The organism is Galbitalea sp. SE-J8 (assembly GCF_030345695.1).
Lineage (GTDB): Bacteria > Actinomycetota > Actinomycetes > Actinomycetales > Microbacteriaceae > JAUASV01.
The window spans coordinates 19994-46915 of sequence record NZ_JAUASV010000021.1; the positions used below are offsets into that span (position 1 = coordinate 19994).

Here is a 26922-nt window from a genome sequence, read left to right on the forward strand (position 1 = left end):
CTGGTCAGCGAGCGGTTGCAGGATGCGGTGTCTAGGCTGGGCCCGTGCGCGTCCCTCGTCCTGTCATCGCGGCCGCGGCATCCGTCGCCCTCGTGCTCGGCGCGAGCGTCGCGCCGGCGGCCGCCGCGTCCGCGCCCGGCGACGGCTTCGACCGCACCGCCCGCTCGCTGACCGACCCGGCGAGCACGTGGGTGATCGTGAACAAGGTCCACCCGCTGAAGCCCCGCAGCTATGCGCCGGCCGACCTCGTCACGGTGCCCGTGCCGCACGCGAACCCGGTGAAGCTGCGTAAGCCGGCGGCATCTGCTCTCGTGCGCATGTTCCGCGCGTACACGAAGGCGACCGGCAAGCGGATGCAGTCGCAGAGCGCGTACCGCAGCTACAGCGCGCAGGTGTCGACCTACAACGGATGGGTCGCCCGACTCGGCCGGAAGGGCGCCGACCTGACGAGCGCGCGGCCCGGATTCAGCGAGCACCAGACCGGGCTCGCGATCGACATCAGCGCCGTCGGCGGCACGTGCACGCTGCGCGCGTGCTTCGCGTCGACCTCGCAGGGGAAGTGGCTGGCGAAGAACGCGTGGCGGTACGGATTCATCCTGCGCTACGCGAAGGACAAGACGAAGGTCACGGGCTACGAGTTCGAGCCGTGGCACTTCCGCTACGTCGGCGGGGCGCTCGCGCGGGAGATGCGCGCGACGGGCGTCAAGACGCTCGAGGAGTTCTTCGGCTACCGGAAGGCGCCCGACTACCGGTAGCGGCAACCGCTGGTCGTCTCGCACGTAGCCGGGCAGCCGCTGGTCGAGGAGCGCGCGACGGAGTCGCTCGTGTCTCGAGACCACAGGGGGCGTCGCAGTGGTCTCGAGACGCCGGCTCGCTGCGCTCGCGGGCTCCTCGACCAGCGGGGTTGGTCCTCGACCAGCGGTGGGGGGCGTGCGGTTGCTGCGCTCGGGGGTTCTTCGGCGCTCTTCGACCAGCGGGGTTGGTTCTCGACCAGCGGTGGGGGGCGTGTGGTTGCTGCGCTCGGGGGTTCTTCGGCGCTCTTCGACCAGCGGGGTTGGTTCTCGACCAGCGGTGGGGGGCGTGCGGTTGCTGCGCTCGGGGGTTCTTCGGCGCTCCTCGACCAGCGGGGTTGGTCCTCGACCAGCGGTGGGGGGCGTGTGGTTGCTGCGCTCGCGGGTTCTTCGGCGCTCTTCGACCAGCGGGGTTGGTCCTCGACCAGCGGTGGGGGGCGTGTGGTTGCTGCGCTCGGGGGTTCTTCGGCGCTCTTCGACCGGAGCGGGGCTCAGCCGCCGAGCGCCGCGTCGACGATGCGCTTCGCCTCGGCCTGCACGAGCTTCAGGTGCTCCGGCCCACGGAACGACTCCGCGTAGATCTTGTAGACGTCCTCCGTGCCCGAGGGGCGCGCGGCGAACCACGCGTCGGCCGTCGCGACCTTGACGCCGCCGATCGCCGCGCCGTTGCCGGGCGCCGCGGAGAGCTTCAACGCGATCGGCTCGCCCGCGAGCTCCGTCGCCTCGATCGCGTCGCCGTCGAGCTTGCCGAGCCGCGCCTTCTGCTCCTTGCTGGCCGCGGCATCCACCCGCTCGTAGGCGGGCTCACCGAACCGCTCGACGAGCTCGGCGTACAGCTGCGACGGGCTCCTGCCGGTCACGGCCCGGATCTCGGCGGCGAGCAGACACAACAGGATGCCGTCCTTGTCGGTCGTCCACACCGTGCCGTCCGTGCGCAGGAAGCTCGCGCCCGCGCTCTCCTCTCCGCCGAACGCGACGGAGCCGTCGACGAGTCCCGGCACGAACCACTTGAAGCCGACCGGCACCTCCCACAGGCGGCGTCCGATCGACTCGGCGACGAGGTCGATCATCGAGCTCGACACGAGGGTCTTGCCGATCGCGGCATCCTCGCGCCAGCCGGGGCGGTGCGCGTAGAGGTACTGGATCGCGACCGCGAGGTAGTGGTTGGGGTTCATGAGCCCGCCGTCGGGCGTCACGATGCCGTGCCGGTCGGCATCCGCGTCGTTGCCGGTCGCGATGTCGTAGCCATCGGCCTTCGCGACGACGGATGCCATCACCGACGGACTCGACGGATCCATGCGGATCTTCTCGTCCCAGTCGAGCGTCATGAACGGCCAGCGCGGGTCGGTCTCGGTGTTGAGCACGGTGAGATTGAGCCCGAACTTCTCGCCAATCAGCTGCCAGTAGTGCACGGATGCGCCGCCGAGCGGGTCCGCCCCGATCGAGATGCCGGACTCGCGGATCGCGTCGACGTCGATGATCGTCGCGAGGTCGGCGACGTAGTTCTCGCGGAAGTCGTACGTCGCGACGGCCGTGTCGGACGCGCGCAGCACATCCGCGTTGCCGCCCGCGATGATCTCGTTCGCACGGTTCGCGATCCAGCCGGTGGCATCCGAGTCGGCCGGTCCGCCGTGCGGGGGGTTGTACTTGAAGCCGCCGTCGCGCGGCGGGTTGTGGCTCGGCGTGATGACGATGCCGTCGGCAAGACCCTGGCCGGCGTAGGTCGACGAGTCGAGCAGGCCGCCGAGGTCGGCGCCGAGCTCGCGGTTGTACGTCAGGATGGCGTGGCTGAGCGCCGGTGTCGGCACCCAGTCGTCGAACTCGTCGACGCGCACGTCGACGCCGTTCGCGACGAGCACCTCGAGCGCGGTCGTCTCGGCCGGACGGCTGAGGGCGTGCGTGTCCTTGCCGATGAACAGCGGGCCGTCGATGCCGAGGCTCGTGCGGTACTCGACGATCGCCTGGGTGATCGCGGCGATGTGCACGTCGTTGAACGCGGCGTCGAGGCTCGAGCCGCGGTGACCGCTCGTGCCGAACACGACCTTCTGGGACGGGTTCGTCACGTCGGGGGAGAGCTCGAAGTAGGCCCGGATGAGCTCTTCGACGTCGATGAGGTCGGATTCGGCGGCGGGCTGCCCTGCCCGCGAGACCGTGTTCTCGATAGCCATGCCGTCAGTCTGGCAGCACGGATGCGGTCTGGCAGCACGGATGCCGCGGGTGGCCGAGCCGGGGGACGCGCCGGTGACCGAAAACGAAGGAGTTCCGAGCCGTTCGACGCGTTGCGGGGCCGATTCGGCCGCATCCGTTCGCAACCTCCTTCGTTTTCGGGTGCAGCGTTCGGGTGCAGCGTTCGGGTGCAGCGTCCGGGGGCAACGCGGGAGCAGTGTCCGGGAGCAGCTCCCGCCGCGACGATCCGGCGGCGCGGCCGCGCTGGTACGGTGATCCCGCTCACACTGCGGCCTCCCGAGGCCGCCTCACGAAGGAGTGCCGATTTGCTCATCGCCGGTATCGACTCGTCGACGCAGAGTTGCAAGGTGGTCGTGCGGGATCTCGAGACGGGGGCCGTCGTGCGCGTCGGACGGGCTCAGCATCCCGCGGGCACCGAGGTCGACCCGGAGCGCTGGTGGGACGCCCTGCAGGAGTCCGTGCGCGATGCCGGCGGCCTGGACGACGTGGCCGCGGTCTCGGTCGCCGGCCAGCAGCACGGCATGGTGGTGCTCAACGCGCGCGGCGAGGTCATCCGCCCCGCACTGCTCTGGAACGACACGCGGTCGGCCGCCGCTGCGCAGGAGCTCATCGACGAGTTCGGAGCGGCTGAGCTCGCGCGTCGCACGGGCTCGGTGCCGGTGGCCTCGTTCACGGCGACGAAGCTGCGGTGGCTGCGCGACGCCGAGCCGGATCACGCCGCCCAGGTCGCCGCGGTGGCCCTGCCGCACGACTGGCTCACCTGGCGGCTGCGCGGGTTCGGACCGCAGAACCCGCGCCTCGACGAGCTCGTGACCGACCGCTCGGATGCGAGCGGCACGAGCTACTGGAACCCGACGATCGGCGACTACGACCGCGAGCTGCTCGTCGCCGCGCTCGGTCACGACGCCGTGCTGCCCCGCGTGCTCGGCCCCGCTGAGCGTGCCGGGGTGACGACCGCGGGCACGGTCGTGGGTGCCGGTGCCGGCGACAACGCGGGTGCGGCGCTCGGTCTCGGATGCGGTCCCGGCGACGCGGTGGTGTCGATCGGCACGAGCGGCACGGTCTTCGCCGTCACCGCCACGCCGGTGCGCGATGAGAGCGGCACGGTGGCGGGATTCGCCGACGCGTCGGGCGCGTTCCTGCCGCTCGTCGCGACCCTGAACGCGGCGCGCGTGCTCGACTCGATCGCGGGGCTGCTCGACGTGGACCACGAGACGCTCGGCGCGCTCGCCCTGACGGCCGCGCCGGGAGCGTCGGGAGTCGTGCTGCAGCCCTACTTCGAGGGAGAGCGCACCCCGAACCTGCCGCGCGCGACGGCGACGTTCTTCGGACTCACCCTCGGATCGACCACCCGTCCCGCGATCGCGCGCGCAGCGATCGAGGGGATGCTGTGCGGGCTCGCCGACGGACTCGACGCGGTGCGCGGCCTCGGCGTCGATGCCCGCCGCATCCTGCTCATCGGCGGTGCTGCGCAGAACGAGGCCGTCGGATCGATCGCGTCGCAGGTGTTCGACGTCGACGTGGTCATCCCGGAGCCGGGCGAGTACGTCGCCGCAGGCGCGGCCGTGCAGGCGGGATGGGCTCTCACGGGTGAGCGGCCCGGGTGGCCCATCGACGTCGTGTCGTCGCCGACGGGCGCGTACGCTCCCGTGATCCGCGAGCAGTACGTGGCTCGGGCCGTCGCATCCTGACCGGCACGGTCAGACGCGCAGCAGCTGTGAGCCGTACTGCATGAAGCGGCGCGCCTGCGACAGCGGCAGTCGCTCGCTCGTGACGAACACCTCGATGTCGGAGACGTGCGCGAAGCGCGCGAACGACGTGACGCCGAACTTGCCGTGATCGCCGACGAAGACGCGTCGCTGTGAGACCTGCACGGCCATCGCCTTGATGGTCGCGACGGCGGGATCCGGGGTCGTCAGGCCGGCCTCCATCGTGACCCCGTTGGCGCCGAGGAACGCGATGTCGATCGCGAACCCGGAGAGCATCTCGCGCGCCCAGTGATCGACGGCGCCGAGGGTGCGACCGCGCACGCGCCCGCCGAGCACGAGCACCTCGTGGGGAGTGGACGCGGCCAGTTCGGCCGCGACGGGGATGGAGGGCGTGACGACGGTCAGCGGGCGATCGCTCGGCAGTCGCGTGGCGACCATGCGGGCCGTCACGCCCTCGTCGATGTAGACCGAGGTCTCGGTGCTGAGCAGCCCGACCGCGGCGTCCGCGATGGCCGACTTCTCATCCGGATGGCTGCTGGCGCGCCACGCGAGCGGCGTCTCGAACCGGCTGCGCTCGACGGCCGCGATCATGCCGTAGGAGCGACGCACGAGACCGCGCGCCTCGAGCAGGCGCAGGTCGCGACGCACCGTGGCGGGGGTGGCCTGCAGGCGCTCGGCCAGCTCGGCGACCGCGAGCTCTCCGCGTTCCCGCACGTGCTCGAGGATGCGGATGCGCCGGTCGGACGACTCCATGCGACTCCAGTGTCGAGTGTTGGCGGTCACAACGTACAACAAACGTGCACTCAGGGTGCCGAAGTGTGCACCGAATGTTCGCCGGACGCTTCCTAGCCTGGGATCACTGTCAACAACGCAGTTGAATAGGGAGGCCCGGGATGACTCGCAATCGCACGGCACGGTCCACGGCGCTGAGTGTCGGTCTGGTCGTCGGATCGTTGATCCTCGGGGGGTGCGCCGGCGCCGGCGGCTCCACCGACGGGGATGCGAACGGCGACGTCACGCTGACGCTCGCGACCGTCAACAACCCGCAGATGAAGGACATGGAGGAGCTGAAGGGTACCTTCGAGAAGGAGAACCCCGGCATCAAGGTCAACTTCATCCAGATGGAGGAGAACGACCTGCGCGATGCCGTCACCAAGGACGTCGCGACGAAGGGCGGCCAGTACGACGTGGTCACGGTCGGCGCGTACGAGGTGCCGATCTGGGCGCAGAACGGATGGCTCACCGACCTCACCGACACGACCTCGAGCGATGCCGAGTACGACGTCGACGACCTGTTCCCGCCGGTGCGCGCGGGACTCACGGTCGACGACAAGCTCTACGCGCTGCCGTTCTACGGCGAGTCGTCGATGCTCATGTACAACAAGGACATGTTCGCGGCCGCCGGTCTCGAGATGCCGAACAACCCGACGTGGGACCAGGTCGCCGACTTCGCCAAGAAGCTGAAGACGGATGACGTGGCCGGCATCTGCCTGCGCGGCAAGCCCGGCTGGGGCGAGCTCTTCGCCCCGCTCACGACGGTCGTGCAGACCTTCGGCGGCAACTGGTACGACGAGGACTGGAACGCAACCGTCAACGCGCCCGAGTTCGTGGACGCCGTGACGTTCTACACCGACCTCGTGAAGGCGGCCGGCGAGCCCGACCCGGTCTCGAGCGGTTTCACCGAGTGCCTCAACGCGCTGAGCCAGGGCAAGGCGGCGATGTGGTACGACGCGACGAGCGCCGCCGGCTCGATCGAGGACCCGAACGCGTCGACGGTCGCGGGCAAGGTCGGCTACGTGCACGCTCCCGTCAAGGAGACGACGGAGAGCGGCTGGCTCTGGTCGTGGAACCTCGCGATCCCCGAGACCAGCAAGCACAGGGACGCCGCCGAGACCTTCGTCAAGTGGGCGACGAGCAAGAAGTACGAGCAGCTGGTCGGGACCGAGCTCGGCTGGAGCCGCGTGCCCCCGGGCGCACGCACCTCGACCTACGAGATCCCCGAGTACGTCGACGCCGCCAAGGCGTTCGCACCGATCACGAAGGAGATCATGGAGGCGGTCGATCCGAACCAGCCCGGCGTCGATCCGCAGCCGTACACGGGTGTGCAGTTCGTCACGATCCCGGAGTTCCAGGACCTCGGCAACACCATCTCCCAGGACCTCGCCGACGTCTTCGCCGGACGCAGCGATGTGAAGACGGTGCTCGACAAGGGACAGAAGCTGGCCCAGACGGCCGGCGACGCCCAGAAGTAGTCGCATCCGATCACGAAAGCGACGACGACAATGACGACGATCATCGAACCGGTGGAGGCGATCGCCGACGTCGAGGGCGACGTCCCGCCTGAGCGGCTCGCCCGGCCCGCCACCAGGAAGGGCATCGGCGTCTCGCGCGCACTGCTGTGGCCCGCCCTCGCGACGTCGCTCGTGCTCACGCAGATCCCGTTCCTGGTCACGATCTACTACTCGTTGCAGGAATGGAACCTGCTGAAGCCCGGCGACCAGCACTTCGCGTGGTTCCAGAACTACGTCACGGTCTTCAGCAACGGATCGTTCGTCTCGTCGCTCGTGGCGACAGTGCTGATCACGGGCAGCGCGGTCATCCTGTCCACGCTCTTCGGGCTGCTGCTCGCGGTGCTGCTCGATCGCAGGTTCCGCGGTCGAGCCCTCGCGCGCACCCTGCTGATCACGCCCTTCCTGATCATGCCGGCGGCCGCCGCGCTCATCTGGAAGTGGTCGATGTTCGAGGCCACGTCGGGCATGGTCAACTGGCTCATCGGCCTCGTCGGCATCCCTCCGGTGGCGTGGAACACCGACGCCCCCGTCGTGACCGTGATCGGCGTGCTGACCTGGCAGTACACCCCCTTCTTCATGCTCATCCTCCTCGCCGGCCTGCAGTCACAGTCCCGCGACGTGCTCGAGGCGTCGAGCGTGGACGGCGCCGGTCCGGCGCGCCAGTTCGCGCTCATCACCCTCCCGCACCTGCGCCAGTACATCGAGATCGCCGTGCTGCTCGGCTCGATCCAGCTCGTGCAGGTGTTCGATCCCGTCGCGATCATGACCCGCGGATCGGGCGGCACGAAGACGCTCTCGTACCTGCTGTACGAGCGGGCTTTCGTCGGCCTGGAAGTCGGCGAGGCGGCCGCCTACGGCGTCGTCACCGTGATCGTCACGATCGTCATCGCGACCGTGGCGCTGCGCACCCTGTTCAAGATCTTCACGGAAGGCACCCGATGACCTCCGCCACCCTGGCCCCACCCGCTCGCCCGCGGCGCGTCAGGCCGGTGGGCCGTGCGCAGCGCCGGGTGCGGGCGAGCGCCATCACCCTCATCACCTGGGGACTCGTGGTGCTGTTCTTCTTCCCCGTCGCGTGGATGGTGCTCACGGCGTTCAAGCCGGAGCGGCAGGCCGCTACGAGTCCGCCCACCTTCCTCGCCGATTGGACGCTCGACCAGTTCGCCGCCGTGTTCAACCGCGACATGGCGCCCTACCTGATCAACTCGCTGACGGCATCCATCGCCTCGACGGTGCTCGTGCTCCTGCTGGCCATCCCCGCCGCGTACGCGCTCAGCATCCGCCCGATCGTGAGGGTGCGCGACGCGCTGTTCTTCTTCATCTCGACGCGGTTCATGCCGGTCGCGGCCGGCATCATCCCCGTGTACCTGCTGCTGCAGGGGCTGGGGCTGCTCGACAACATCAGCGCCCTGAGCATCCTCTACGTCGGCATCAACCTGCCGATCGCGGTGTGGATGATGCGGTCGTTCTTCTCGGAGGTGCCGGTCGAGATCGTCGAGGCCGCCCAGATCGACGGTGCTCGATTGCACACGGAGCTGTTCCGCGTGGTGCTGCCGATCGTGCTGCCCGGCGTCGCGGCGGCGGGGCTCATCTGCTTCATCTTCGCGTGGAACGAGTACTTCCTCGCGAACCTGCTGACGTCGACCGCAGCGCGTACGACCCCGCCGTTCCTGACGAGCTTCGTCGACGGGCGCGGACTGTTCCTCTCGGTGCTGTCCGCAGCCTCCAGCATCGCGGTGCTGCCGGTCGTGATCGCCGGCTGGATCGCGCAGAAACAACTGGTCCGCGGATTGGCGATGGGAGCCATCAAATGACGAATCTCGACTCCACGGCGTCCCTCGACGCGAGCCTCCTCGGGTCGCTCGCGGCGACCGTGCCGGTGCCCTCCTACGATCGCTCCGCGGTGACGACAGGGATCGTGCACTTCGGCGTCGGCGGCTTCCACCGCGCGCACCAGGCGATGGTGATCGACACGCTCATGAACGAGGGCCTCGCGCTCGACTGGGGGATCTGCGGCGTCGGCGTGCTGCCCGGCGACGCGACGATGCGTGACGTCATGGCGGCGCAGGACGGCCTCTACACGCTCGTCTACAAGCACGCGGACGGCTCCCGCGATGCGCGCGTCGTGGGCTCGATCGTCGAGTACCTGTTCGCCCCCGACGACCCGGAGCGGGTGATCGAGAAGCTCGCCGATCCGGCGATCCGCATCGTGTCGCTCACCATCACCGAGGGCGGCTACAACTTCGACCAGGTGAGCGGCGAGTTCGACTCGTCGAGCCCGGCCATCCAGGCCGACCTCGCCGCGGGCGCCGTGCCGGCCACCGTGTTCGGCCTCGTCGTCGAGGCGCTCGCCCGTCGGCGCGAGCGCGGCGTGCCGCCGTTCACGATCATGTCGTGCGACAACATCCAGGGCAACGGGCACATGGCCCAGCGCACGTTCTCGACGTTCGCGTCGCTGCGCGACCCGGAGCTCGGCGAGTGGCTGCTCGAGAACGTCGCGTTCCCGAACTCGATGGTCGACCGGATCACCCCCGTCACGACGGATGCCGACCGCGCGGAGGTCGCCGAGCGCCTCGGCGTCGCAGACGCGTGGCCCGTCGTGTGCGAGCCGTTCTTCCAGTGGGTGCTCGAGGACGCGTTCCCGCTCGGACGCCCACCGTTCGAGCGGGCGGGCGTGCAGCTCGTCGACGACGTCGAGCCCTACGAGCTCATGAAGCTGCGTCTGCTCAACGCGTCGCACCAGGCCATGTGCTACTTCGGTTACCTGAGCGGGTACCGCTACGCCCACGAGGCGACGGCGGATGCCGCGATCGCGACGCTCCTGCGCCGCTACATGGATCGCGAGGGCACGCCGACGCTGCGCCCGGTGCCGGGCGTCGATCTGGACGACTACAAGGACACCCTCATCGAGCGGTTCGCGAACCCGGAGATCCGCGACACGCTCGCGCGACTGTGCGCGGAGTCGTCGGATCGCATCCCGAAGTGGCTCGTGCCCGTCATCCGCGAGAATCTCGCGTCGGACGGCGAGGTCGCGCTGTCGGCGGCGATCGTCGCGAGCTGGGCGCGTTACGACGAGGCGATCGACGAGCAGGGCGAGCCGATCACGATCGTCGACCGGCTGGCGGACGAGCTCGTCGCGATCGCGCAGGGACAGCACGAACGGCCGATCGCGTTCATCTCCAACCGGCAGCTGTTCGGCGACCTCGTGGACTCGCCGCGGTTCGTCGCCGCGTACGTCGCGGCGCTCGAGTCGCTGTGGGACCGGGGAGCCCACGCGACCGTGGAGCACCTGGTCGCCGACTGACGCCCGCCGCGCGGGGGGTGCAGGGGCCGCGCGTGCGGAGGGCCGCGCGGCGGCGGCGCGCGGCGGCGGCGCGCCCGCCCGCGGCGATCCCGCGCGCCGCCCGCCGGATCGCGCCCCACGTCATCGCCGACCGGGAGCGCCCGCCCGAGCGCATCCGAGCAACGGATCTCCATCCGAACAACGGATCTCACGGAGAAACGAGCTGTTCGTCACACGCCAGGCGGCCTCGCGGCGACGATCCCGTCGAGACTCCGTGAGATCCGTTGTGGGGCCGACGCGGCGCGCGGCTCGCGCGGCTCGCGCGGCGCATGCGGCGCATGCGGCCGGCCGCTCGGCCGAGACGCGCCGATACAGTGAGAGCGTGACCGCGACGTACAGCTACCTCGGCCCCCGCGGCACGTTCACCGAGGCCGCGCTCAAACAGGTTCCGGATGCGGCGGGCGCCGACTGGCGCAGCGTCAACAACGTCGGGGAGGCGCTCGCCGACGTCGTCGACGGCACGAGCGTCGCGGCGATGATCGCGATCGAGAACTCCGTCGACGGCGGCGTATCCGCGACCCAGGACGCCCTCGCGACGATCCCCGGGCTGCAGATCGTCGGCGAGTACCTCGTGCCGGTGCGGTTCGACCTGGTCGCCCGCCCGGGCACGACGCTCGCCGGCGTCGCGACGATCGTGGCGCATCCGGTCGCCTATGCGCAGAGCCGGCGCTGGCTCGACGCGCACCTGCCGAGCCACGGGCACGTGCCCTCGTCGTCGAACGTCGCGGCGCCCGCCTCGCTCATCGAGGCGCCCCTCGTCGCGGATGCGGCGCTTGCGCCCCCCGGCATCGCCGACGTGTACCCGCTCGACGTGCTCGCCGAGGACGTGGGCGACAACACGGATGCGGTGACGCGCTTCGTGCTCGTGAGCGGCATCCGTCCCGTGCCGCCGCGCACGGGCGCGGACAAGACGAGCATCATCGCCGAGCTGCCGGTCGATCGCGCGGGCGCGCTGCTCGAGATGCTCGAGCAGTTCGCGACGCGCGGCATAAACATGAGCCTGCTCGAGTCGCGGCCGGTGGGCGACGCGCTCGGGCGGTACCGCTTCGTCATCGACCTCGACGGGCACGTGCTCGACGAGCGGGTCGCGGATGCCCTGCTCGGCCTCAAGCGGTTCAGCCCGAACGTCGTGTTCCTCGGCTCGTACCCGCGTGCCGACGGCCGGGGCTCGTCGGTCGAGGAGCGCTACCGCGACGAGGCGTTCATCGAGGCGCGCGACTGGCTCCGGGCGCTCATCGCGGGCGAGCCGCGCTGAGCTATCCGACCCCGTTCCGGGGTCCCGGCGCCCGATGCCCGTTTCCGGGGTCCCGATCTCGACCCCGATCACGGATCCCGATGCCCGATGCCCGACCCGCGACCTAGACCCCGCGATCTCGACCCCGATCACGGAAATGCAGGAGCTGAGCATCCGGAATGGCGCCACCGGTGCCGAATCGCGGCATCCGCGTGCACGCGCTCCTGCATTTCCGTTGTCTCCTGCATTTCCGTTGTCTCCTGCATTTCCGTTGTGGAGCCGCGGGAAGCGGGCGTCCGTTGGCGCGCGACCGGGCGGCGTCGCGGCGGTGCTGCCCGGTGTCGCCCCGCGGCGGTGATGCCCGGTGTCGCCCCGCCACCGCGCCGCGCCCATCGCCCCGCCACCGCGCCGCGCCCATCATCCCTCGGAGCGCGGCACCTTCACCGTGAGGCCGAGGTGCTCCGTCCAGCACCGCACGGAGGTCGCGGTCCCGAACTCGTCACCGTCGAGCTCGACCTCCTGGGCGCTCTCGAGCTCCACGTCGAACCGGCGTCCGGTCAGGTAACGCACGTCGCGCACATCCTTCGACAGGTCGATGATCTTGCGGCCCACGGCGCTCTTGCGCAGCACGCCGTTCTCCCAGCCGATCTTGCGCCACACCGTGAACCAGCCGAACGGCCCGCGCGGACGCAGCGCGACCACGTCGAGGATGCCGTCGTCCGGCTTCGCGTCGGGCATCAGCAGGATGCCGCCGGTGAGCGACCCGCAGTTGCCGACGAGCACGGTGAGCACGTCGACCGAGCGGCGCGGACCGTTGTCCACGCTGTAGCTGATCTCGACGGGCTCGATCTCCGCGAGCGCGCGCACCCCGCCGTCGACGTAGGCGAGCCAGCCCACCGCCTTCTTGAGCCCCGGCCGGGTGTTGGCCATCATCTTGGCGTCGAGTCCGAACCCGGCCATGACGAGGAACGCGTGCTCCTCGGTCGCGCCGTCGTCCCGGGTGAGCTCGACCACGCCGAGGTCGATGTCGCGCTCGCCGCCCTCGAACGCCACGGCGACGCTCTCCGCGAGCGAGCCCAGGGTGAACTCGAGGTTGCGGGCGAGCAGGTTGCCCGTGCCGGACGGGAGCAGCGCGATCGGCACGTCCGATCCGCGCAGGCCCTCGGCCACGGCGCGCACGGTGCCGTCCCCGCCGACCGCCATGACGACATCCGCCCCCTGCTCGACGGCGAGCCGGGCGCCCGAGACGCCGAAGTCGTCCGGATCGGTCTCGAAGTACAGGGTCGTGCCCCAGCCGGCCGCCTCGGCTCCGGCCTGCACGGCCGCTCTGAGCTCGTCGAGGTCGACCTTCGTCGGGTTGAACACGACCGCCGCGACCTTCTGCGGCTCGGAGACCGCCCGGGCCGGGGTCGGCTGCGCGGTCTCGTTGAGGGTCACGATCGCAAACCTAGGGCATCCGGGCGATCGGATGCGGCCCACATCCGCACGATCTCGCGGAGGGCGCCGCCCGGTGCCGCGCCGGCGAGCAGCCGACCGTAGCCCGTGCCGCACCGGCGAACAGCCGGCCGCCGACCCGGCCCCGCCTGTGCCCCCCGCGCGAACAGCCAGCCCGCGGGCCCGCGCCCGCGCCCGGGCAGGGCCCCGTCCCACCCGGAAACTAGACTGGCCCGCGTGATCGACCCCCAGCTCCTCCGCGACGACCCCGACCTCGTGAGACGCTCGCAGGAGGCCCGCGGATCCTCGGTCGCCCTCGTCGACGAGGCGATCGGTGCGGATGCTGCCCGCCGCGCCGCGATCACCGCGTACGAGAACCTGCGCGCCGAGCAGAACGCGTTCGGCAAGACGGTCGCGCAGGCGCCGAAGGACGAGAAGCCCGCGCTCGTCGCGCAGGCCCAGCAGCTCGCGGCCCGCGTGAAGGCGGCCCAGGCCGAGGCGACGGATGCCGAGGCCGCGTTCGCGACGACCGTCGGCGCGATCCAGAACCCGATCATCGACGGCGTGCCGGCCGGCGGCGAGGAGGACTTCGTCACGCTGCGCACGCACGGCGAGCCGCGCGCGTTCGACTTCGAGCCGCGGGACCACGCGGAGCTCGGCGAGCTGCTCGACATCATCGACATCCCGCGCGGTGTGAAGGTGTCGGGCAGCCGGTTCTACTTCCTCAAGGGCTGGGGCGCGCGCCTCGAGCTCGCGCTCATGAGCCTCGCCCTCGACACCGCGCTCGAGTCGCACTTCGTGCCGCTCATCACGCCGACGCTCGTGAAGCCCGAGGTGATGGCCGGCACCGGCTTCCTCGGCGAGCACGCCGACGAGATCTACTACCTGCCCGCCGACGAGCTCTACCTCACCGGCACGAGCGAGGTCGCGCTCGCCGGCTACCACGCCGACGAGATCATCGACGTCTCGAAGCCGCTGCGCTACGCGGGGTGGTCGACCTGCTACCGGCGGGAGGCGGGCGCCGCGGGCAAGGACAACCGCGGCATCCTGCGCGTGCACCAGTTCAACAAGCTCGAGATGTTCAGCTACGTCGACCCCGCCTACGCGGAGCAGGAGCACCAGAACCTCGTGCACCTGCAGGAACGGATGCTGCAGGCCTGCGAGCTGAGCTACCGCGTCATCGACGTGGCGGCCGGCGATCTCGGATCGAGCGCCGCCCGCAAGTACGACATCGAGGCCTGGGTGCCGACGCAGGGCACCTACCGCGAGCTCACGTCGACGTCGAACTGCACGACCTATCAGGCTCGCCGCCTCGACATCCGCGCCCGCGGCAGCGACGGCAGGACCGCGCCGGTCGCGACCCTCAACGGCACCCTCGGCACGACGCGCTGGCTCGTGGCGATCCTCGAGACGCACCAGCAGCGCGACGGCAGCGTGCGCGTGCCCGAGGCGCTGCGTCCCTACCTCGGCGGCGTCGAGGCGATCACCCCCGCCGCATGACCCCGCGCCACCTCATCGCGCTCGACATCGACGGCACGGTGCTGACCGAGACGGGCGAGCTGTTCCCGGCGATCGTGGACGAGGTGGCGCGCCTCGCTGCGGCCGGGCACGAGGTGATGCTCGCGACCGGACGCGGCGTCTCGATGACCCTGCCGGTGCTCGACCGGCTCGGCATCGCGCCCGAGTACGTCGTGAGTGCGAACGGCGCGATCACCCTGCGTCGCGAGCCGGATGCGCCGCTCGGCTACGTGCGGCACCACATCGAGACGTTCGATCCGACGGAGGCGCTGCTCGGCATCCGTCCGTACCTCGCCGAGGCGCAGTACATGGTCGAGAACGAGCAGGGCGAGCAGCTGTTCCTCGGCGACGTGCCGGGTGCCGCGCTCGACGCGTCGAGCCGCCGGGTCGAGTTCGAGCAGATGCTGCACATCCGCGCGACGCGCGTCGTGGTCGTGTCGCCCGAGCACACGTCGCAGGACTTCCTCGAGCTCGTCGAGCGGATGGGGCTGGACAGCGTCGCCTACAACGTCGGCTGGGCGGCGTGGCTCGACCTCGCGCCCGAGGGCGTCACGAAGGCGACGGCGCTCGAGCGGGTGCGCGCGGAGCTCGGCATCGACCCCGCGCGGGTCGTCGCGGTCGGCGACGGACGCAACGACATCGAGATGCTGCGCTGGGCGGGCGCCTCCGGCCGCGGCGTCGCGATGGGGCAGGCACCGGATGAGGTGCGCGCCGCCGCCACGGAGGTCGCGGGCACGGATGCCGAGGGCGGCCTCGCGGCGGTGCTCGCGTCCGTCGGCTGACGGGCCGGCGGATGATCGGCCGTCGTCTTGCCGGCCGTCGTCTTGCCGGCCGGCGGCGCCTGCGCCGGCGTGGCTCACAGCGCGCAGTGCGTGAAGCGGCCGGCGAGCAGCGTCGCGGCCACCGGCATCCGGCGCAGGTCGCCGTCCGCGAACGGGTCGCGTTCGACGACGACGAGGTCGGCGGCCTCGCCGACGTGCAGCGACCCGCGAGCGCTCGCCGCGAGCGCGACCTCCACGGGTATGCGCTCGTCCGGATGCCACGGCTCGCGCCCGTCCCGGGAGCGCGACACCGCCGCGTCGGCGGTGATCCACGGGTCGAGCGGGGCCACCGGGGCGTCCGAGCCGAGGCGCAGGGACGCTCCGGCCCGCCACAGCGACCCGTACGCGAACGCGCGGTCGGAGCGGCCGCGCCAGTGCCGGTCGGCCGCGTCCCGATCGTCCATGGCGTGCTCGGGCTGAACGCTCGCGACGACACCGAGAGCTGCGAATCGCGGCAGGTCCCGCCGCGCCACGAGCTGCGCGTGCTCGATGCGACCGGGCACGCCGAGCGCCTCGAAGGCGTCGAGCACCTCCGAGTTGGCCCGATCGCCGATGGCGTGCACGGCGGCGTCCAGCCCGTGGTCCCGGGCGAGCGCGAGCAGACGACGCAGCTCCGCGGGTGCGACGCTGTCGACGCCGCACGCGTGCGCATCCGTCGGCGCCGAGTCCGGGTACGGATCCCAGGTCCAGGCGGTGCGGGTGTTGAGCGAGCCGTCGACGACGATCTTGAGCGGTCCCATCGTCACGAGCCCGGCGTCGTCGAGCACGTCGCGCGAACGGATGCCACGGGCGATCACGGCGTCTAGCCGGTCGGGCCATACCGAGGCCTCCACGCGCACCGAACGGATGCCGTCGGCGCTCCGGGTCGTCCAGTCGGCGACGTTGTCCGCGTTCTCGAGGTCGACGATCCCGACGACACCGCGTTCGGCTGCCGCTCGCACGGCATCCGCGATCGCGCGGCGAGGCAACGACGCGACCTCGTCGGAGGCGCTGAGCACGGCGATCCACGGGCCCTCCCGCAGCACGCCGCTCGCGTCGGTCTCGACCCCGGCGCGCCTGGCCGCGGCCCCGTTGAGCCAGCCGCAGTGCAGGTCCCCGCTGATGAGCGTCACGGGCACGTCGCCCGTGACCGCGTCGAGGGCGTTCCGCGTCGGTGCATCCGGCCAGAGCGCGTCACGGAAGCCGTAGCCGACGAGCGGATCCGTGGACTCGCGCGACGCGAGGTGGGTCGCGACGAGGTCGAGCACCTCGGCGGCGCTCCGCGCGCCGGACAGGCCCAGCCGGCCGCGGGCCACGGCGTGCTGAGCGAGGTGCACGTGCTCGTCCCAGAGGCCGGGGCCGAGGTAGCGACCGTCCAGGACGACGCGCTCGACGGCGTCGGCGCGCAGGCCGGTTCCGACCGCGGCGATGCGACCGTGACGCACCAGGATGTCGACGGGCGCTCCGCCGTATCGTCTCCCGCCCGCGAGCAGCACGTCGGTCACGGATGCCCCGTCTCGCTCAAGCGCTCCCTCAGCTCGTCGAGGCGCACCGCGATGCCGATGCGGAACAGCCGTTCGTCGTCGCGCCAACCCTCGCCGAGCACGCGGTCGAGGCGTTCCAGCCGTTGCAGGATCGTGTTGGTATGGAAGGTCAGGGCTCGCGCGGTGCGGGTCGGGCTCGCGCCGTTCTTCACGAACGCGCGCAACGTGCGCAGCAGATCCGACCCGCGCTCGTCGTCGTGGCGGCGCACGACACCGATCGTGTCGTGCAGGAAGGCCGCGAGCGTGCGCTCGTCCGTGTCGAGCACGGCCGCATACGGCAGGTAGTCCTCGCTCGCGACGGCCGCCGCGTCGACGCCGAGCGCCCCGAGCAGGCGAGCCGTGCGCATCGCGATCGAGAACGACGCCGGCAGGGCGTCGGGCGCGGGCGGAACCGACACCGCGAGCACCGGCGCATCGAGCGCGCGGGCCACGCCGTCGCGCAGCGCGGCCGCTCCGGGCCCGTCGCGCGACGACCGCGCGAGCACGACGTAGCCGAGGTGCTCGCCGACGAGGGCGCCGTCGCCGACGAGCGGGGCGAGCGCACGCGCCGTCGACACGCGCAGCTCCCCGGGCACGGCGAAGAGCACGAGCGCGTCGAGGTCGGCGATGTCGATGCCCAGCCGCTGTGCGCGCCGGGCAACGTCGGGCCGGCGCTCCGGAGCGCCCGCGAGAAGGTCGGCGAGCACGTCGCTCTGCACCCGGTGCTCCGCATCCGTCACCGCCGTGAGCTGCTGGGCGATGAGCGCGCCGGCCTGCGCGGCCCGCTCGACGATCTGTCGGTCGATCGCCTCGAATCCGTCACCGCGATCGCCGACCACGAGGGCGCCGTATCGGTGCGAACCGGCCGACATCGCGGCGACGAACCCGCCGGGCACGCCGCGTGGCGCATCCGCGGTCACCGTTCCCGAGGCGCTGCCCCGCTCGAGAAGCACCGGATCGAGGGGCGTGCCGGATGCCGTGACGACGCGGCCGCGGTCGTCGACGACGGCGACCCCGCGGTCGAGCACGCCTGCCAGCACCCGGGCCAGGGCGTCGAAGCCCGCGCCCGCGAGCACGACCTCGAGCAGGGCGGCCTGGGCGCCCGCCGCGCTCTCGAGATCGGCGACCGCGCTCGCGAGCGACGCGCTGACGGCGTGCGCCTCGCGCTCGGACGCGCGCAGCTCGCCGATGAAGCGCACCGTGCGCAGCGCGATCGCCGCGTGATCGGCGAGCGCTGCGAGGAGCGCGATGTCATCGGGGCCGAATCGGTGCTCGTCGCGCGTCGCGGCGACCGCGACGGCCACGACCGCCTGCCCATCGGTGATCGGTGCACCGACGAGCGAGACGACACCCTCGTCGACGAGTGCGCGCTCGAGTGCTCCACCGTCGACGACATCGCTCAGACGCTCGACCGCGTGCGTCGCACGGGTCGCCGCGACGGTGCCGACGAGGGCGGAGCGCGTGGGGGTCGCGAGGCCGAGCAGCGCTCCCGTGGTGGCGCCGCTCGTCGCCCCGACACTCGCGTGCGGCCCGACACTCGCGTGCGCCCCGTCGACGAGCAGCACGACGCCGAGGTCCGCGCGCAGCATCTCTCGCGTACGCACGGCGAGGTGCTTCAGCACGTCGATCTCGCGTCGCGCCTCGGTCAGCTCGCGCGAGCCCGCATCGAGCGAGCCCAGCTCTTGCTCGCGGCGCTGCAGGCGGGCGTTCTCGCGCCGGGCGCGATGCACGAGCTCGGCGATGCGCACGCGCCCCTTGCCCGTGATGCCCAGCCCCTGCAGCGCGGAGATCACTGCGGCGGCGTTGGCAGAGCCGTCGGCGAGCGTCGCGTCGAGCAGTGTCGCGATCGCATCCGCACGTTCGTCATCCACCATCAGGCCGTCGCTTTCGCGCGCGGATCCACGACCCCGTTCACGACATCGATGACGACGTTGGAGACGATGATGAGGAACGCGCTGAACAGGGTGAAACCGACGACGAGCTGCAGGTCGACGACCGACACGCCCGTGACGAGAAGCGCGCCGAGACCCTGCATGGAGAACACGCGCTCGACGATGACCGTGCCGCCCAGGAGCGTGCCGAGGTCGAGGCCGAATACCGTCACGACCGGCAGAATCGCATTTCGCAGGCCGTGCCGCACGACGACGCGACTCTCCCGCAGCCCCTTGGCGCGCGCCGTGCGGATGTAGTCCTCACCGAGCGTCTCGATCATCTGCCCCCGGGTGAGCCGGGCGTAGACCGCCGCCGTGGTGAACGCGAGCGTGCACCACGGCAGCAGGAGGTGCGCGAACCACTGCACCGGATCGGTCGCGAACGGGATGTAGCCACCGGTCGGAAGCCAGCGCAGCACGAACCCGAACAGCAGGATGGCCAGCAGCCCGACGAGGTACACGGGCGCCGAGACGCCCGCGATCGAGACCATCATCACGCCGCGGTCGACGACGCTGCCTGGGCGCATACCCGATGCGACGCCGCCCGCGACCCCGGTGACGAGCCAGAGCACGGCGGCACCGATCGCGATGGAGGCCGTGACGGGGAAGCGGGACAGGATCAGCTCGGTGACGCTCGCGTTCTGCTGGAACGAATAGCCGAAGCACGGCGCGGCGCAGTGCACGGCGGCCGCGCCCGATCCGAAATCGCGGCCGAGCACGATCCCCCGCAGGAACTCGAGCAGCTGCTGCCACCAGGGCAGGTCGGTGCCCATGAACTCCGCGGCGCGCCGCAGGTTCTCCGGTGTGCACGGCCGCCCGCAGCTCAGCTGGGCCGGGTTCGCCGGCAGCAGGTAGAACACGGCGTAGGTGAGCACGGTGATGAGCAGCAGCACGACGATCGCGCCGAGCACCCGCACGCCGGCGAACCGCAGCATCCTCATCGGCGGCCGCCTCTCGGGTCGAGGGCGTCGCGGAGGCCGTCGCCGAACACGTTGAACGCCAGGGTGATGATGAAGAGCGCGAGCCCCGGGAAGACGAGGTAGAGCGGATCGGTCTGCACCCAGCCGATCGCATCGCCGAGCGTGCGGCCCCACGACGGGGTGGGCGGCACGACACCGACCCCGAGGAACGACAGGGCGGCCTCGACGCCGATCATGCCCGGCACGAGGATCGTCGACACGACGATGATCGTCGCGCTGACGTTGGGCAGCACGTGCGCGGCCATCACGTGCCGCGCCGGCGCTCCCATCGCGGTGGATGCCGCCACGAACGACCGCTCGCGCAGCACGAGCACCTGCGCGCGCACGATCCGGGAGATGCCGGGCCAGCCGAACAGGCCGATGATGAGCACGATGAAGAGCGGTCGGGGCAGCCAGGACGGCGCGATGGTCGTGAGCGCGATGAGGAAGACGAGCACCGGGAACCCGAACAGCACGTCGACCCCGCGGCTCGCGATGCGGTCGTACCAGCCCCCGACGAAGCCGGTCGTGATGCCCACGACGACCCCGATGACGACCGAGACCGCGGTGGCGGCGACGCCGATGAGCAGCGACGTGCGGGCGCCGTAGACCACGATCGAGAACAGGTCCCGTCCGGTGAGCGGCTCCACCCCGAACCAGTGCGTGGCGCTGACGCCGCCGCCGAACCCGAGTGGCACGCCCGAGCCATCGAGCAGGTCGACGTGGTACGCGTACGGATCCTGTCCGGTGATGCCGGTGAGCCATGGCGCGCACGCCGCCGCGAGCACGAACAGCAGGATCGTGACGGCGCTCGCCGCGGCGGCACGGTCGCGGAGGAGCTTGCGCAGCGCGGCGCGGGCACCCGTCTTGCGGGCGGGGACCGCCTCGAGGTCGATGGTCGTCGCCGTCGTGCTCATGCCGCATCCCCGTCTCCCGCGGCCGGATCGGCCTCCGCGGCGAGGCCGCGCCACGCTCGTCGTCGCGCGGCCTGCTGCGCGGGGTCGGCGACGGGCGCCGCGGCGAGGAGGCGCCGCGTGTAGGGGCTGTCCGGGGCGCTGAGCACGCGCTCGGTCGGGCCGAGCTCGACGATCCGCCCCGCGCGCATGACGGCGACCTCGTGCGCGAGCTCCTGAACGACGGCGAGGTCGTGGCTCACGAAGAGGCACGCGAAACCGAACTCGCGCTGGAGGTCGGCGAGCAGGTCGAGCACCCGCGCCTGCACGCTCACGTCGAGAGCGCTCGTGGGCTCGTCGGCGATGAGCAGCGACGGATGCAGCGCGATGGCCCGCGCGATGGCGACGCGCTGGCGCTGCCCACCCGACAGCTCGTGCGGAAACCGCTCGAGGTGGGATTCGCTGAGTCGCACCGCGTCGAGCAGCTCGAGCACGCGGGCGCGTCGCTCGCGGGGCGTCTTGTCGCTGCCGAGGCGCAGTGGCTCGGCGATGGCGTCGCCGACGGTCCACCGTGGGTCGAGGGACGATGCCGGGTCCTGGAACACGTAGCCGATGGCGCTGCGCAGCTCGCGCAGCTCGCGGCGCGAGGCGCGAGCGAGGTCGATCCCGCCGACGAGCACCTCGCCGGATCGCACGGGCACGAGTCCCGCGAAGGCCCGGCCCAGGGTCGACTTGCCCGAGCCCGATTCGCCGACGAGACCCAGGGTGCGACCCGGGCGGATGGCGAAGGTCGCGCTCTCCACGGCGACGACGGCCGGCCGGCCCCATCCGCCGCCGTACTCGATGCGCGCGGCGCGCACCTCGGCGGCGGCGCTGAGCTCGGCCGGAAGGGGTTCGGACGATCGCAGCCGGGCGGCGGTCTCGCCGAGCCGGGGCACCGCGCGCAGCAGCTCGCGGGTGTACCCGGCCTGCGGAGCCGCGAACAGCGCGGGGGAGGACTCGCGCTCCTCGACGTGACCCGAGCGCATCACGACCACGTCGTCGGCGAGGTCGGCGACGACGCCCATGTCGTGGGTGATGAGCAGCACGGCCGTGCCGCGGTCGTCGCGGAGCGAGCGGATGAGGTCGAGGATGCCCGCCTGCACCGTCACATCGAGCGCGGTCGTGGGTTCGTCCGCGATGAGGGCGATGGGGTCGGACGAGATGGCCATCGCGATCATCGATCGTTGCAGCTGCCCGCCCGACAGCTCGTGCGGGTGCGACCGCGCGATGCGCAGCGGCTCGGCGATCCCGACCGATTCGAGCAGCTCCAGCGAGCGAGCCCGCACCTCGCGTCGGCGCAGCCGCGGATGGTGGGTGACGATCGCCTCGGCGATCTGCGCCCCGAGCGTGAGCACCGGGTTGAATGCGCTCATCGGCTCCTGGAAGATCGTGCCGATCCGGCCGCCGCGCACCGCGCGCACCGTGGCGGCATCCGCTCCGACCAGCTCGCGGCCCTCGAGGCGGATGCTGCCCTCGACGCGCGCGTTCGCCGGCAGCAGACCGAGCACCGACATCGCGGTGACGCTCTTGCCGGAGCCGGACTCGCCGACGAGAGCGAGCACGCGGCCGTGGCCGAGGTGGAAGTCCACCCCGTCCACGACCGTGCGCGGCGGCGCCGTCGGGGCGTCCCGGTCGGCGAACGCCACCGAGAGGGCGTTCACCGCCAGGACGTCCCGCGTCTCGATTTCCGTCACCGCTGCTCCGTCACTGCGCGATCGAGATCTCGAGGTAGTTCTGGTAGCCCGGGTAGTCGGTCACGAAGTAGTCCGCCACCTCGCTCCCGCCGAGGAACGACTGCCGTGCGAAGCTCAGCGGCACCGCGACCGCGGCATCCATGAGCGCCCTGTCGATCGCCACCCAGTCGGCCTGCGACTGCTTCGGGTCGATCTCGGCCGTGGCGGCGGCGATGGCCTCGTCCTGACCGGAGTACCGGGACAGGTTGAAGCCGCCGTTGCCGATCTGGCTCGAGTCGTAGAGCGGGAACAGGTTGCTCGCGGCGCTCGGGTAGTCGGCCAGCCACCAGTTGAGGATGAGGTCGTAGTCCGGGTCGTCGCCGGTCGCGTCCGCGTACCAGACGCTCGGGTCGAGCACCCTGAGGTCGATCGTGATGCCGGTGCGCTCGAGCGCCTGCTGCAGCGCCTGACCCTGCGCCTGCGAGGTCGGGTCGTTCTGCACCCACAGCGAGAGCGTGAGGCCGGTGGCACCGGCATCCGCGAGCAGTGCCTTCGCCTTGTCGACGTCACCCTGGTCGCCGCTCGGATAGCTGTCGAACTCCTCGCGGCCGGGGATGCCGGGAGTGATGAGCGTCGTGGCCGGCACCGCGGCGGCCTCGCCGCCCTGAGCCAGGATGTTGGACTTGCGGTCGACCGCGTACTCGAGCGCTCGGCGCACGCGCAGGTCGGTGATGCGCTCGGTGTTGATCGCGAGGTACGCGAGCGGGCCGGCGCCGGACGTGATCATGCGCGCCTTCGCGGCCGGGTTGCCGTTCACGAGCGCGAGCTGCGCGGCATCGAGCGGTTCCGAGTTGATGGAGCTCGTCGCCTCGCCGACGTCCGAGATGAGGGACTGCACGGTCGTCGACGACTCCTGGCTCTCCTTGAACACGATCTCGTCGGGCGCGGCCGTGCGCGCCTCGTCGGTCGCGCGATCCCAGTGCTCGTTCCGCACGAGCGTGAGAGACGTGCCGTTCTCGTTCGACTCGACCCGATACGGCCCGGATGCGACCGGCTTGCGGGTGTAGGTGGCCGGGTCGTCCTGGGCGGCCGGCACCGGGGAGAACGGGTTCATCGCGACGATCCAGGGCCAGTCGCCGTATGCGGTCGTGAGGTGGAACACGATCGTCTTGTCGTCGGGGGTCTCGATCGAGTCGAGCTCGGCGCCGTCGTACGGTCCCGCGTACTCGTCGCCGCCGACGAGAAGCGCTTTGTGGTAGGCGAGCCCGCCCGAGAGCTGGGGGGCGTACGAGCGCTCGACACCGTATTTGATGTCGGCCGAGGTGATCGGCGTGCCGTCCTCGAACGCGATGCCGTCCTTGAGCGTGTAGGTCCAGGTGGTGCCGTCGTCGCTCGGTGTGCCCGTGTCGGTGGCCAGGTCGGGAACGACCTCGGGGGTGGACCCCGCCTCGAGCTTCCACGTCGTGAGCCGACGCGTGATGAGCCCGAGCCACGTGGTCGGCAGATTGAGGCTCGTCGCCGGGTCGAGCTCGATGCTCGTCGCCTGGGTGAGCACGGTGAGCGTGCCGCCGAGCTGTGCTGCGGCGGGAGTGGCGGATGATGCGCCGGGCGCGGGTGCGGCGCATCCGGAGAGCAGAATCGCGGCGGCGGCGATCGTGGTGATCGCCCCGGCCGTGACGCCGGCGCGGCGGCGGCGGGTGGGACTGGTCGTGGTCATTGCGCGTGCCTCCTCGTGCGCGCCGTCGGCCGGCGCGGCTGGTGTGGGACGCCGAGTGGACGTGGTGCAGAGCCATCCAGCGACGCTCGCCGTCGGGAGGCGGGCGCGTTTCCGACGCTAACGGCGGCCTCGCCGAGGCCGACATGTGCCGTTCACCCATGATTCCCGTTCGCCGGGTGTGCGATCGATCCCCCGGTCGCGGGGTGCCCGCGCGCCGTGGGTGAACGGCACATCCGCACGCGTGGCCGGTGTGCGGGGCATCCGTGGTCGGCGGCGCGGCCGCGCGACAGGATCGGGGCATGTCGCCCACGTTCACCACTCCCGCCGGCATCGCGCTGCACTACGTCGTCGACGGCGACGCGTCCGGCCGTCCGCTCGTGCTCGTGCACGGCACGAGCGCACAGCTCATCGGATGGCACGACGGCTTCGTCGCCGCGCTCGTGCGCGCGGGCTTCCGCGTCATCCGTTTCGACAACCGCGACGTCGGCCTGAGTGAGCAGACCGGAGCGCCGGATCAGCTCGAGGCGCACTACGACCTCGCGGACATGGCGGATGACGTGGTCGCGGTGCTCGACGAGCTCGGCGTCGCGCGCGCGCACGTCGCGGGCATGTCGATGGGCGGCTACATCGCGCAGCTCGTCGCCATCCGGCACCCGCGGCGCGTCGCGAGTCTCGGACTGCTGTCGACGTCGCCGTCGAGCGAGCCGGAGTTCCTGGTCGGCGATCACGGCGACGGCTCGCCCGAGACCGCGCTGCCCGCGCTGCAGGATCGGGACGCGTACATCGCCGAGTTCGTGTCCGACCAGCGCTGGCTGCAGTCGCCGGGCTTCCCGTTCGATTCCCGGGAGGCGGCCGAGCTCGGAGCCCACTCCTTCGACCGGATGTACCGGCCCGACGGCGTGCTCCGCCAGTGGAACGCTCTCGTGCGCGGTCCGCTCGAGCGGCGCGAGCTGCTGCGAGCCGTGACGGCCCCCGCCGTCATCATCCACGGACGCGGCGACCAGAGCCTGCACTGGCACGCGGCGCTCGTGCTCGCCGAGCTGCTGCCGCAGGCCGAGGTGCACATCTTCGAGGAGATGGGGCACGACGTGCCCCGGGAGCTGTGGCCCGAGTTCGCCGCCGCGCTCGCCCGGACGGCCCTGCGCGCGGAACGGCCCACGGATGCGTGAGAACCCCGACTACGCCGGCGGCGATCTCGGCTGGGCGGCGGCACTCGTCGCCGACCACCCGTGGGCGACGATGGTGTCGAACGGCGTCGGCGGCGCGGGGCCTGTCGTCTCCCACTACCCGTTCCTCGTCGAGTCGGCGGGCGCCGACGAGCTCGTGCTCGTCTCGCACGTCGGGCGTCCCGACGAGCGCCCGCACCGTCTCGGGGACCAGGAGCTGTGCGTCGTGATCCACGGCCCGAGCGGGTACATCTCGCCCGGCTGGTACGGCCTGCCCACCGCCGTGCCGACCTGGAACTTCGCGACCGCGCACCTCTACGGCGTGCCCGAGATCCTCACGGACGCCGAGAACCTGGCGGTGCTCGACCGACTCGTGGCGCACTTCGAGGCACCGATGCCGAACCCCTTCCTCCTGCGCGGCACGCTCGACAACGCCGCCTACGCGGCGCGTATCGTGCACGGCACCGTCGGATTCCGCCTGCGAGTGACCCGCGCGATCACGAAGGAGAAGATGAGCCAGGACAAACCGGATGGGGTGGTCGACCGCATCCTGGCGGCTCTCGACGGTGCGGGACCGCACGCGAACGCGCCGCTCGCCGCGCGGATGCGGATCGCGCACGGCCGGGCATCCGCCGGCTGAGCACGACCGGCTGGTGACGCTGCGAGGATGGTCGTCCAGCGGATGATCGGGGGACCACCGGATGACACGCATCGCCACGCTGCCGAAGGCCGAGCTGCACCTGCACGTCGAGGGCACGCTCGAGCCGGAGCTCGCGTTCGCACTCGCTGCGCGCAACGGCGTCGACCTGGGGTTCGCCGACGTCGATGCGCTGCGCGCCGGCTACGAGTTCGACGACCTGCAGAGCTTCCTCGACCTCTACTACGCGTGCATGACCGTGCTGCGCGAGCGTCGCGACTTCGCCGAGCTCGCGACCGCGTACCTCGAGCGCGCGCACGTCGACGGCGTGCAGCACGCGGAGCTGTTCTTCGACCCGCAGGTGCACGCCGCGAACGGCGTCGCGATCGACGATGTCATCGACGGCCTGCTCGACGCGCTGCGGGACGCCGCCGGGCGCTTCGGCATGAGCGGCGGGCTCATCCTGTGCTTCGTGCGCGACCAGAGCGTGGACTCCGCCGCCGCGACCCTCGAGGCGGTCGCCCATCGCGCGGGCGACCTGCTCGGCGTCGGCCTCGACTCGGCCGAGGTCGGCTACCCGCCGGCGCTGTTCGCCGGGGTGTTCGCGCGCGCCGCGGAGCTCGGCCTGCACCGGGTGGCGCACGCGGGCGAGGAAGGTCCGCCGGCGTACGTCGTCGAGGCCCTCGACGCGCTCGGCGCGGAGCGCATCGACCACGGCATCCGCAGCATCGAGGACCCGGCGCTCCTCGCCCGCCTCGCCGCGAGCGGCGTGCCGCTGACGGTCTGCCCGCTCTCGAACGTGCGCCTGCGGGCGGCGCCGACGATCGGCGAGCACCCGCTGCGGCGCCTGCTCGCGGCGGGCGTGCAGGTCACGATCAACTCCGACGACCCGGCCTACTTCGGCGGATACGTCGCCGACAACTACCGCGCCGTCGCCGACGCGTTCGCCCTCGACGACGACGAGCTCGCGCGGCTCGCCGCAGCATCCGTCCGGGCGTCGTTCGCGGCGCCGGAGCGCAAGCGCGAGCTGCTCGACGCCGTACAGGCGTGGCGCGCCGCGCGCTGACGGATGCC

21 protein-coding genes are annotated in these 26922 nt (G+C 71.7%); 12 read left to right on the top strand and 9 right to left on the bottom strand.

Annotation, left to right across the window (positions count from 1 at the left end):
- The first annotated feature begins 44 nt into the window (after positions 1 to 44).
- Complete coding sequence (locus QT381_RS12755) at positions 45 to 755, top strand: M15 family metallopeptidase (protein WP_289249414.1); 711 nt, start codon at positions 45 to 47, stop codon at positions 753 to 755.
- Between the two features lie 527 nt (positions 756 to 1282).
- Here the strand turns inward: QT381_RS12755 and pgm are convergent.
- A complete protein-coding gene (pgm, locus tag QT381_RS12760; protein WP_289249415.1) occupies positions 1283 to 2959 on the bottom strand; it encodes a phosphoglucomutase (alpha-D-glucose-1,6-bisphosphate-dependent) in 1677 nt (558 codons plus the stop codon).
- A 324-nt stretch (positions 2960 to 3283) separates the two neighbouring features.
- On the opposite strand from pgm, the gene xylB reads away from it, so the two are divergent.
- Positions 3284 to 4669: a xylulokinase gene (xylB, locus tag QT381_RS12765; RefSeq protein WP_289249416.1), complete on the top strand. Its 1386-nt coding sequence runs from the start codon at positions 3284 to 3286 to the stop codon at positions 4667 to 4669.
- A 9-nt stretch (positions 4670 to 4678) separates the two neighbouring features.
- On the opposite strand, the gene QT381_RS12770 is transcribed toward xylB, so the two are convergent.
- On the bottom strand, positions 4679 to 5440 hold the full coding sequence (locus QT381_RS12770; RefSeq protein WP_289249417.1) for a DeoR/GlpR family DNA-binding transcription regulator: 762 nt from the start codon (positions 5438 to 5440) through the stop codon (positions 4679 to 4681).
- Positions 5441 to 5580: 140 nt separating this feature from the next.
- On the opposite strand from QT381_RS12770, the gene QT381_RS12775 reads away from it, so the two are divergent.
- The 5 genes from QT381_RS12775 (at position 5581) to pheA (ending at position 11576) form a co-directional block, all read left to right on the top strand.
- Positions 5581 to 6939: an ABC transporter substrate-binding protein gene (locus tag QT381_RS12775; protein ID WP_289249418.1), complete on the top strand. Its 1359-nt coding sequence runs from the start codon at positions 5581 to 5583 to the stop codon at positions 6937 to 6939.
- A 30-nt stretch (positions 6940 to 6969) separates the two neighbouring features.
- Positions 6970 to 7920, top strand: a complete 951-nt coding sequence (locus tag QT381_RS12780) for a carbohydrate ABC transporter permease (protein ID WP_289249419.1) — start codon at positions 6970 to 6972, stop codon at positions 7918 to 7920.
- Positions 7917 to 8792, top strand: coding sequence for a carbohydrate ABC transporter permease (locus QT381_RS12785; protein WP_289249420.1), 876 nt, complete (start codon positions 7917 to 7919; stop codon positions 8790 to 8792). Before QT381_RS12780 ends, QT381_RS12785 begins: the two co-directional genes overlap by 4 nt.
- Positions 8789 to 10282: a mannitol dehydrogenase family protein gene (locus QT381_RS12790; protein WP_289249421.1), complete on the top strand. Its 1494-nt coding sequence runs from the start codon at positions 8789 to 8791 to the stop codon at positions 10280 to 10282. The genes QT381_RS12785 and QT381_RS12790 overlap by 4 nt, the downstream gene beginning before the upstream one ends.
- Positions 10283 to 10643: 361 nt before the next feature.
- The gene (gene pheA / locus QT381_RS12795; protein WP_289249422.1) at positions 10644 to 11576 is read left to right on the top strand and encodes a prephenate dehydratase; all 933 of its coding nucleotides are present in this window, start codon (positions 10644 to 10646) and stop codon (positions 11574 to 11576) included.
- Positions 11577 to 11972: 396 nt separating this feature from the next.
- Here pheA and QT381_RS12800 read toward each other — a convergent pair whose 3' ends face one another.
- A complete protein-coding gene (locus tag QT381_RS12800; RefSeq protein ID WP_289249423.1) occupies positions 11973 to 12992 on the bottom strand; it encodes a diacylglycerol/lipid kinase family protein in 1020 nt (339 codons plus the stop codon).
- Positions 12993 to 13226: 234 nt separating this feature from the next.
- On the opposite strand from QT381_RS12800, the gene serS reads away from it, so the two are divergent.
- Positions 13227 to 14489, top strand: coding sequence for a serine--tRNA ligase (serS, locus tag QT381_RS12805; protein WP_289249424.1), 1263 nt, complete (start codon positions 13227 to 13229; stop codon positions 14487 to 14489).
- Positions 14486 to 15289, top strand: coding sequence for an HAD family hydrolase (locus QT381_RS12810; protein ID WP_289249425.1), 804 nt, complete (start codon positions 14486 to 14488; stop codon positions 15287 to 15289). Before serS ends, QT381_RS12810 begins: the two co-directional genes overlap by 4 nt.
- Positions 15290 to 15363: 74 nt before the next feature.
- Here the strand turns inward: QT381_RS12810 and QT381_RS12815 are convergent, their stop codons facing one another.
- From QT381_RS12815 to QT381_RS12840, 6 genes are read right to left on the bottom strand one after another with little or no spacing between them, the layout of a single operon-like run.
- Positions 15364 to 16812, bottom strand: coding sequence for an amidohydrolase (locus QT381_RS12815; protein WP_289249426.1), 1449 nt, complete (start codon positions 16810 to 16812; stop codon positions 15364 to 15366).
- Entirely contained in the window at positions 16809 to 18704 is a 1896-nt protein-coding gene (locus QT381_RS12820; protein WP_289249427.1) for a PucR family transcriptional regulator, read from the bottom strand. The genes QT381_RS12815 and QT381_RS12820 overlap by 4 nt, the downstream gene beginning before the upstream one ends.
- Positions 18704 to 19702: an ABC transporter permease gene (locus tag QT381_RS12825; RefSeq protein ID WP_289249428.1), complete on the bottom strand. Its 999-nt coding sequence runs from the start codon at positions 19700 to 19702 to the stop codon at positions 18704 to 18706. The genes QT381_RS12820 and QT381_RS12825 overlap by 1 nt, the downstream gene beginning before the upstream one ends.
- The gene (locus QT381_RS12830) at positions 19699 to 20637 is read right to left on the bottom strand and encodes an ABC transporter permease (RefSeq protein WP_289249429.1); all 939 of its coding nucleotides are present in this window, start codon (positions 20635 to 20637) and stop codon (positions 19699 to 19701) included. The genes QT381_RS12825 and QT381_RS12830 overlap by 4 nt, the downstream gene beginning before the upstream one ends.
- A complete protein-coding gene (locus tag QT381_RS12835) occupies positions 20634 to 22349 on the bottom strand; it encodes a dipeptide ABC transporter ATP-binding protein (protein ID WP_289249430.1) in 1716 nt (571 codons plus the stop codon). Before QT381_RS12835 ends, QT381_RS12830 begins: the two co-directional genes overlap by 4 nt.
- A gap of 10 nt (positions 22350 to 22359) precedes the next feature.
- Positions 22360 to 24045 carry an ABC transporter substrate-binding protein gene (locus QT381_RS12840; protein ID WP_289249431.1) on the bottom strand — a complete coding sequence of 562 codons (1686 nt, stop codon included), beginning with the start codon at positions 24043 to 24045 and terminating at the stop codon, positions 22360 to 22362.
- A 299-nt stretch (positions 24046 to 24344) separates the two neighbouring features.
- Here QT381_RS12840 and QT381_RS12845 point away from each other — a divergent pair, with 299 nt between their 5' ends.
- From QT381_RS12845 to QT381_RS12855, 3 genes are all read left to right on the top strand, one after another.
- Positions 24345 to 25214 (top strand): alpha/beta fold hydrolase, encoded by an 870-nt coding sequence (locus tag QT381_RS12845; protein ID WP_289249432.1) that lies wholly within the window; start codon positions 24345 to 24347, stop codon positions 25212 to 25214.
- Positions 25207 to 25851 (top strand): FMN-binding negative transcriptional regulator, encoded by a 645-nt coding sequence (locus QT381_RS12850; protein ID WP_289249433.1) that lies wholly within the window; start codon positions 25207 to 25209, stop codon positions 25849 to 25851. Before QT381_RS12845 ends, QT381_RS12850 begins: the two co-directional genes overlap by 8 nt.
- A 61-nt stretch (positions 25852 to 25912) precedes the next feature.
- The gene (locus QT381_RS12855) at positions 25913 to 26914 is read left to right on the top strand and encodes an adenosine deaminase (protein WP_289249434.1); all 1002 of its coding nucleotides are present in this window, start codon (positions 25913 to 25915) and stop codon (positions 26912 to 26914) included.
- The last annotated feature ends 8 nt before the right edge of the window (positions 26915 to 26922 follow it).

Excerpts from the sequence above, each read along its gene's own strand:
- QT381_RS12775 (WP_289249418.1), top strand. The coding sequence starts at position 5,581 with ATGACTCGCAATCGCACGGCACGGTCCACGGCGCTGAGTGTCGGTCTG.
- QT381_RS12785 (WP_289249420.1), top strand. The coding sequence starts at position 7,917 with ATGACCTCCGCCACCCTGGCCCCACCCGCTCGCCCGCGGCGCGTCAGG.
- QT381_RS12770 (WP_289249417.1), bottom strand. The coding sequence starts at position 5,440 with ATGGAGTCGTCCGACCGGCGCATCCGCATCCTCGAGCACGTGCGGGAA.
- pgm (WP_289249415.1), bottom strand. The coding sequence starts at position 2,959 with ATGGCTATCGAGAACACGGTCTCGCGGGCAGGGCAGCCCGCCGCCGAA.
- QT381_RS12810 (WP_289249425.1), top strand. The coding sequence starts at position 14,486 with ATGACCCCGCGCCACCTCATCGCGCTCGACATCGACGGCACGGTGCTG.
- QT381_RS12850 (WP_289249433.1), top strand. The coding sequence starts at position 25,207 with ATGCGTGAGAACCCCGACTACGCCGGCGGCGATCTCGGCTGGGCGGCG.
- QT381_RS12845 (WP_289249432.1), top strand. The coding sequence starts at position 24,345 with ATGTCGCCCACGTTCACCACTCCCGCCGGCATCGCGCTGCACTACGTC.
- QT381_RS12820 (WP_289249427.1), bottom strand. The coding sequence starts at position 18,704 with ATGGTGGATGACGAACGTGCGGATGCGATCGCGACACTGCTCGACGCG.
- QT381_RS12825 (WP_289249428.1), bottom strand. The coding sequence starts at position 19,702 with ATGAGGATGCTGCGGTTCGCCGGCGTGCGGGTGCTCGGCGCGATCGTC.
- QT381_RS12780 (WP_289249419.1), top strand. The coding sequence starts at position 6,970 with ATGACGACGATCATCGAACCGGTGGAGGCGATCGCCGACGTCGAGGGC.
- QT381_RS12840 (WP_289249431.1), bottom strand. The coding sequence starts at position 24,045 with ATGACCACGACCAGTCCCACCCGCCGCCGCCGCGCCGGCGTCACGGCC.
- QT381_RS12830 (WP_289249429.1), bottom strand. The coding sequence starts at position 20,637 with ATGAGCACGACGGCGACGACCATCGACCTCGAGGCGGTCCCCGCCCGC.
- QT381_RS12855 (WP_289249434.1), top strand. The coding sequence starts at position 25,913 with ATGACACGCATCGCCACGCTGCCGAAGGCCGAGCTGCACCTGCACGTC.
- QT381_RS12790 (WP_289249421.1), top strand. The coding sequence starts at position 8,789 with ATGACGAATCTCGACTCCACGGCGTCCCTCGACGCGAGCCTCCTCGGG.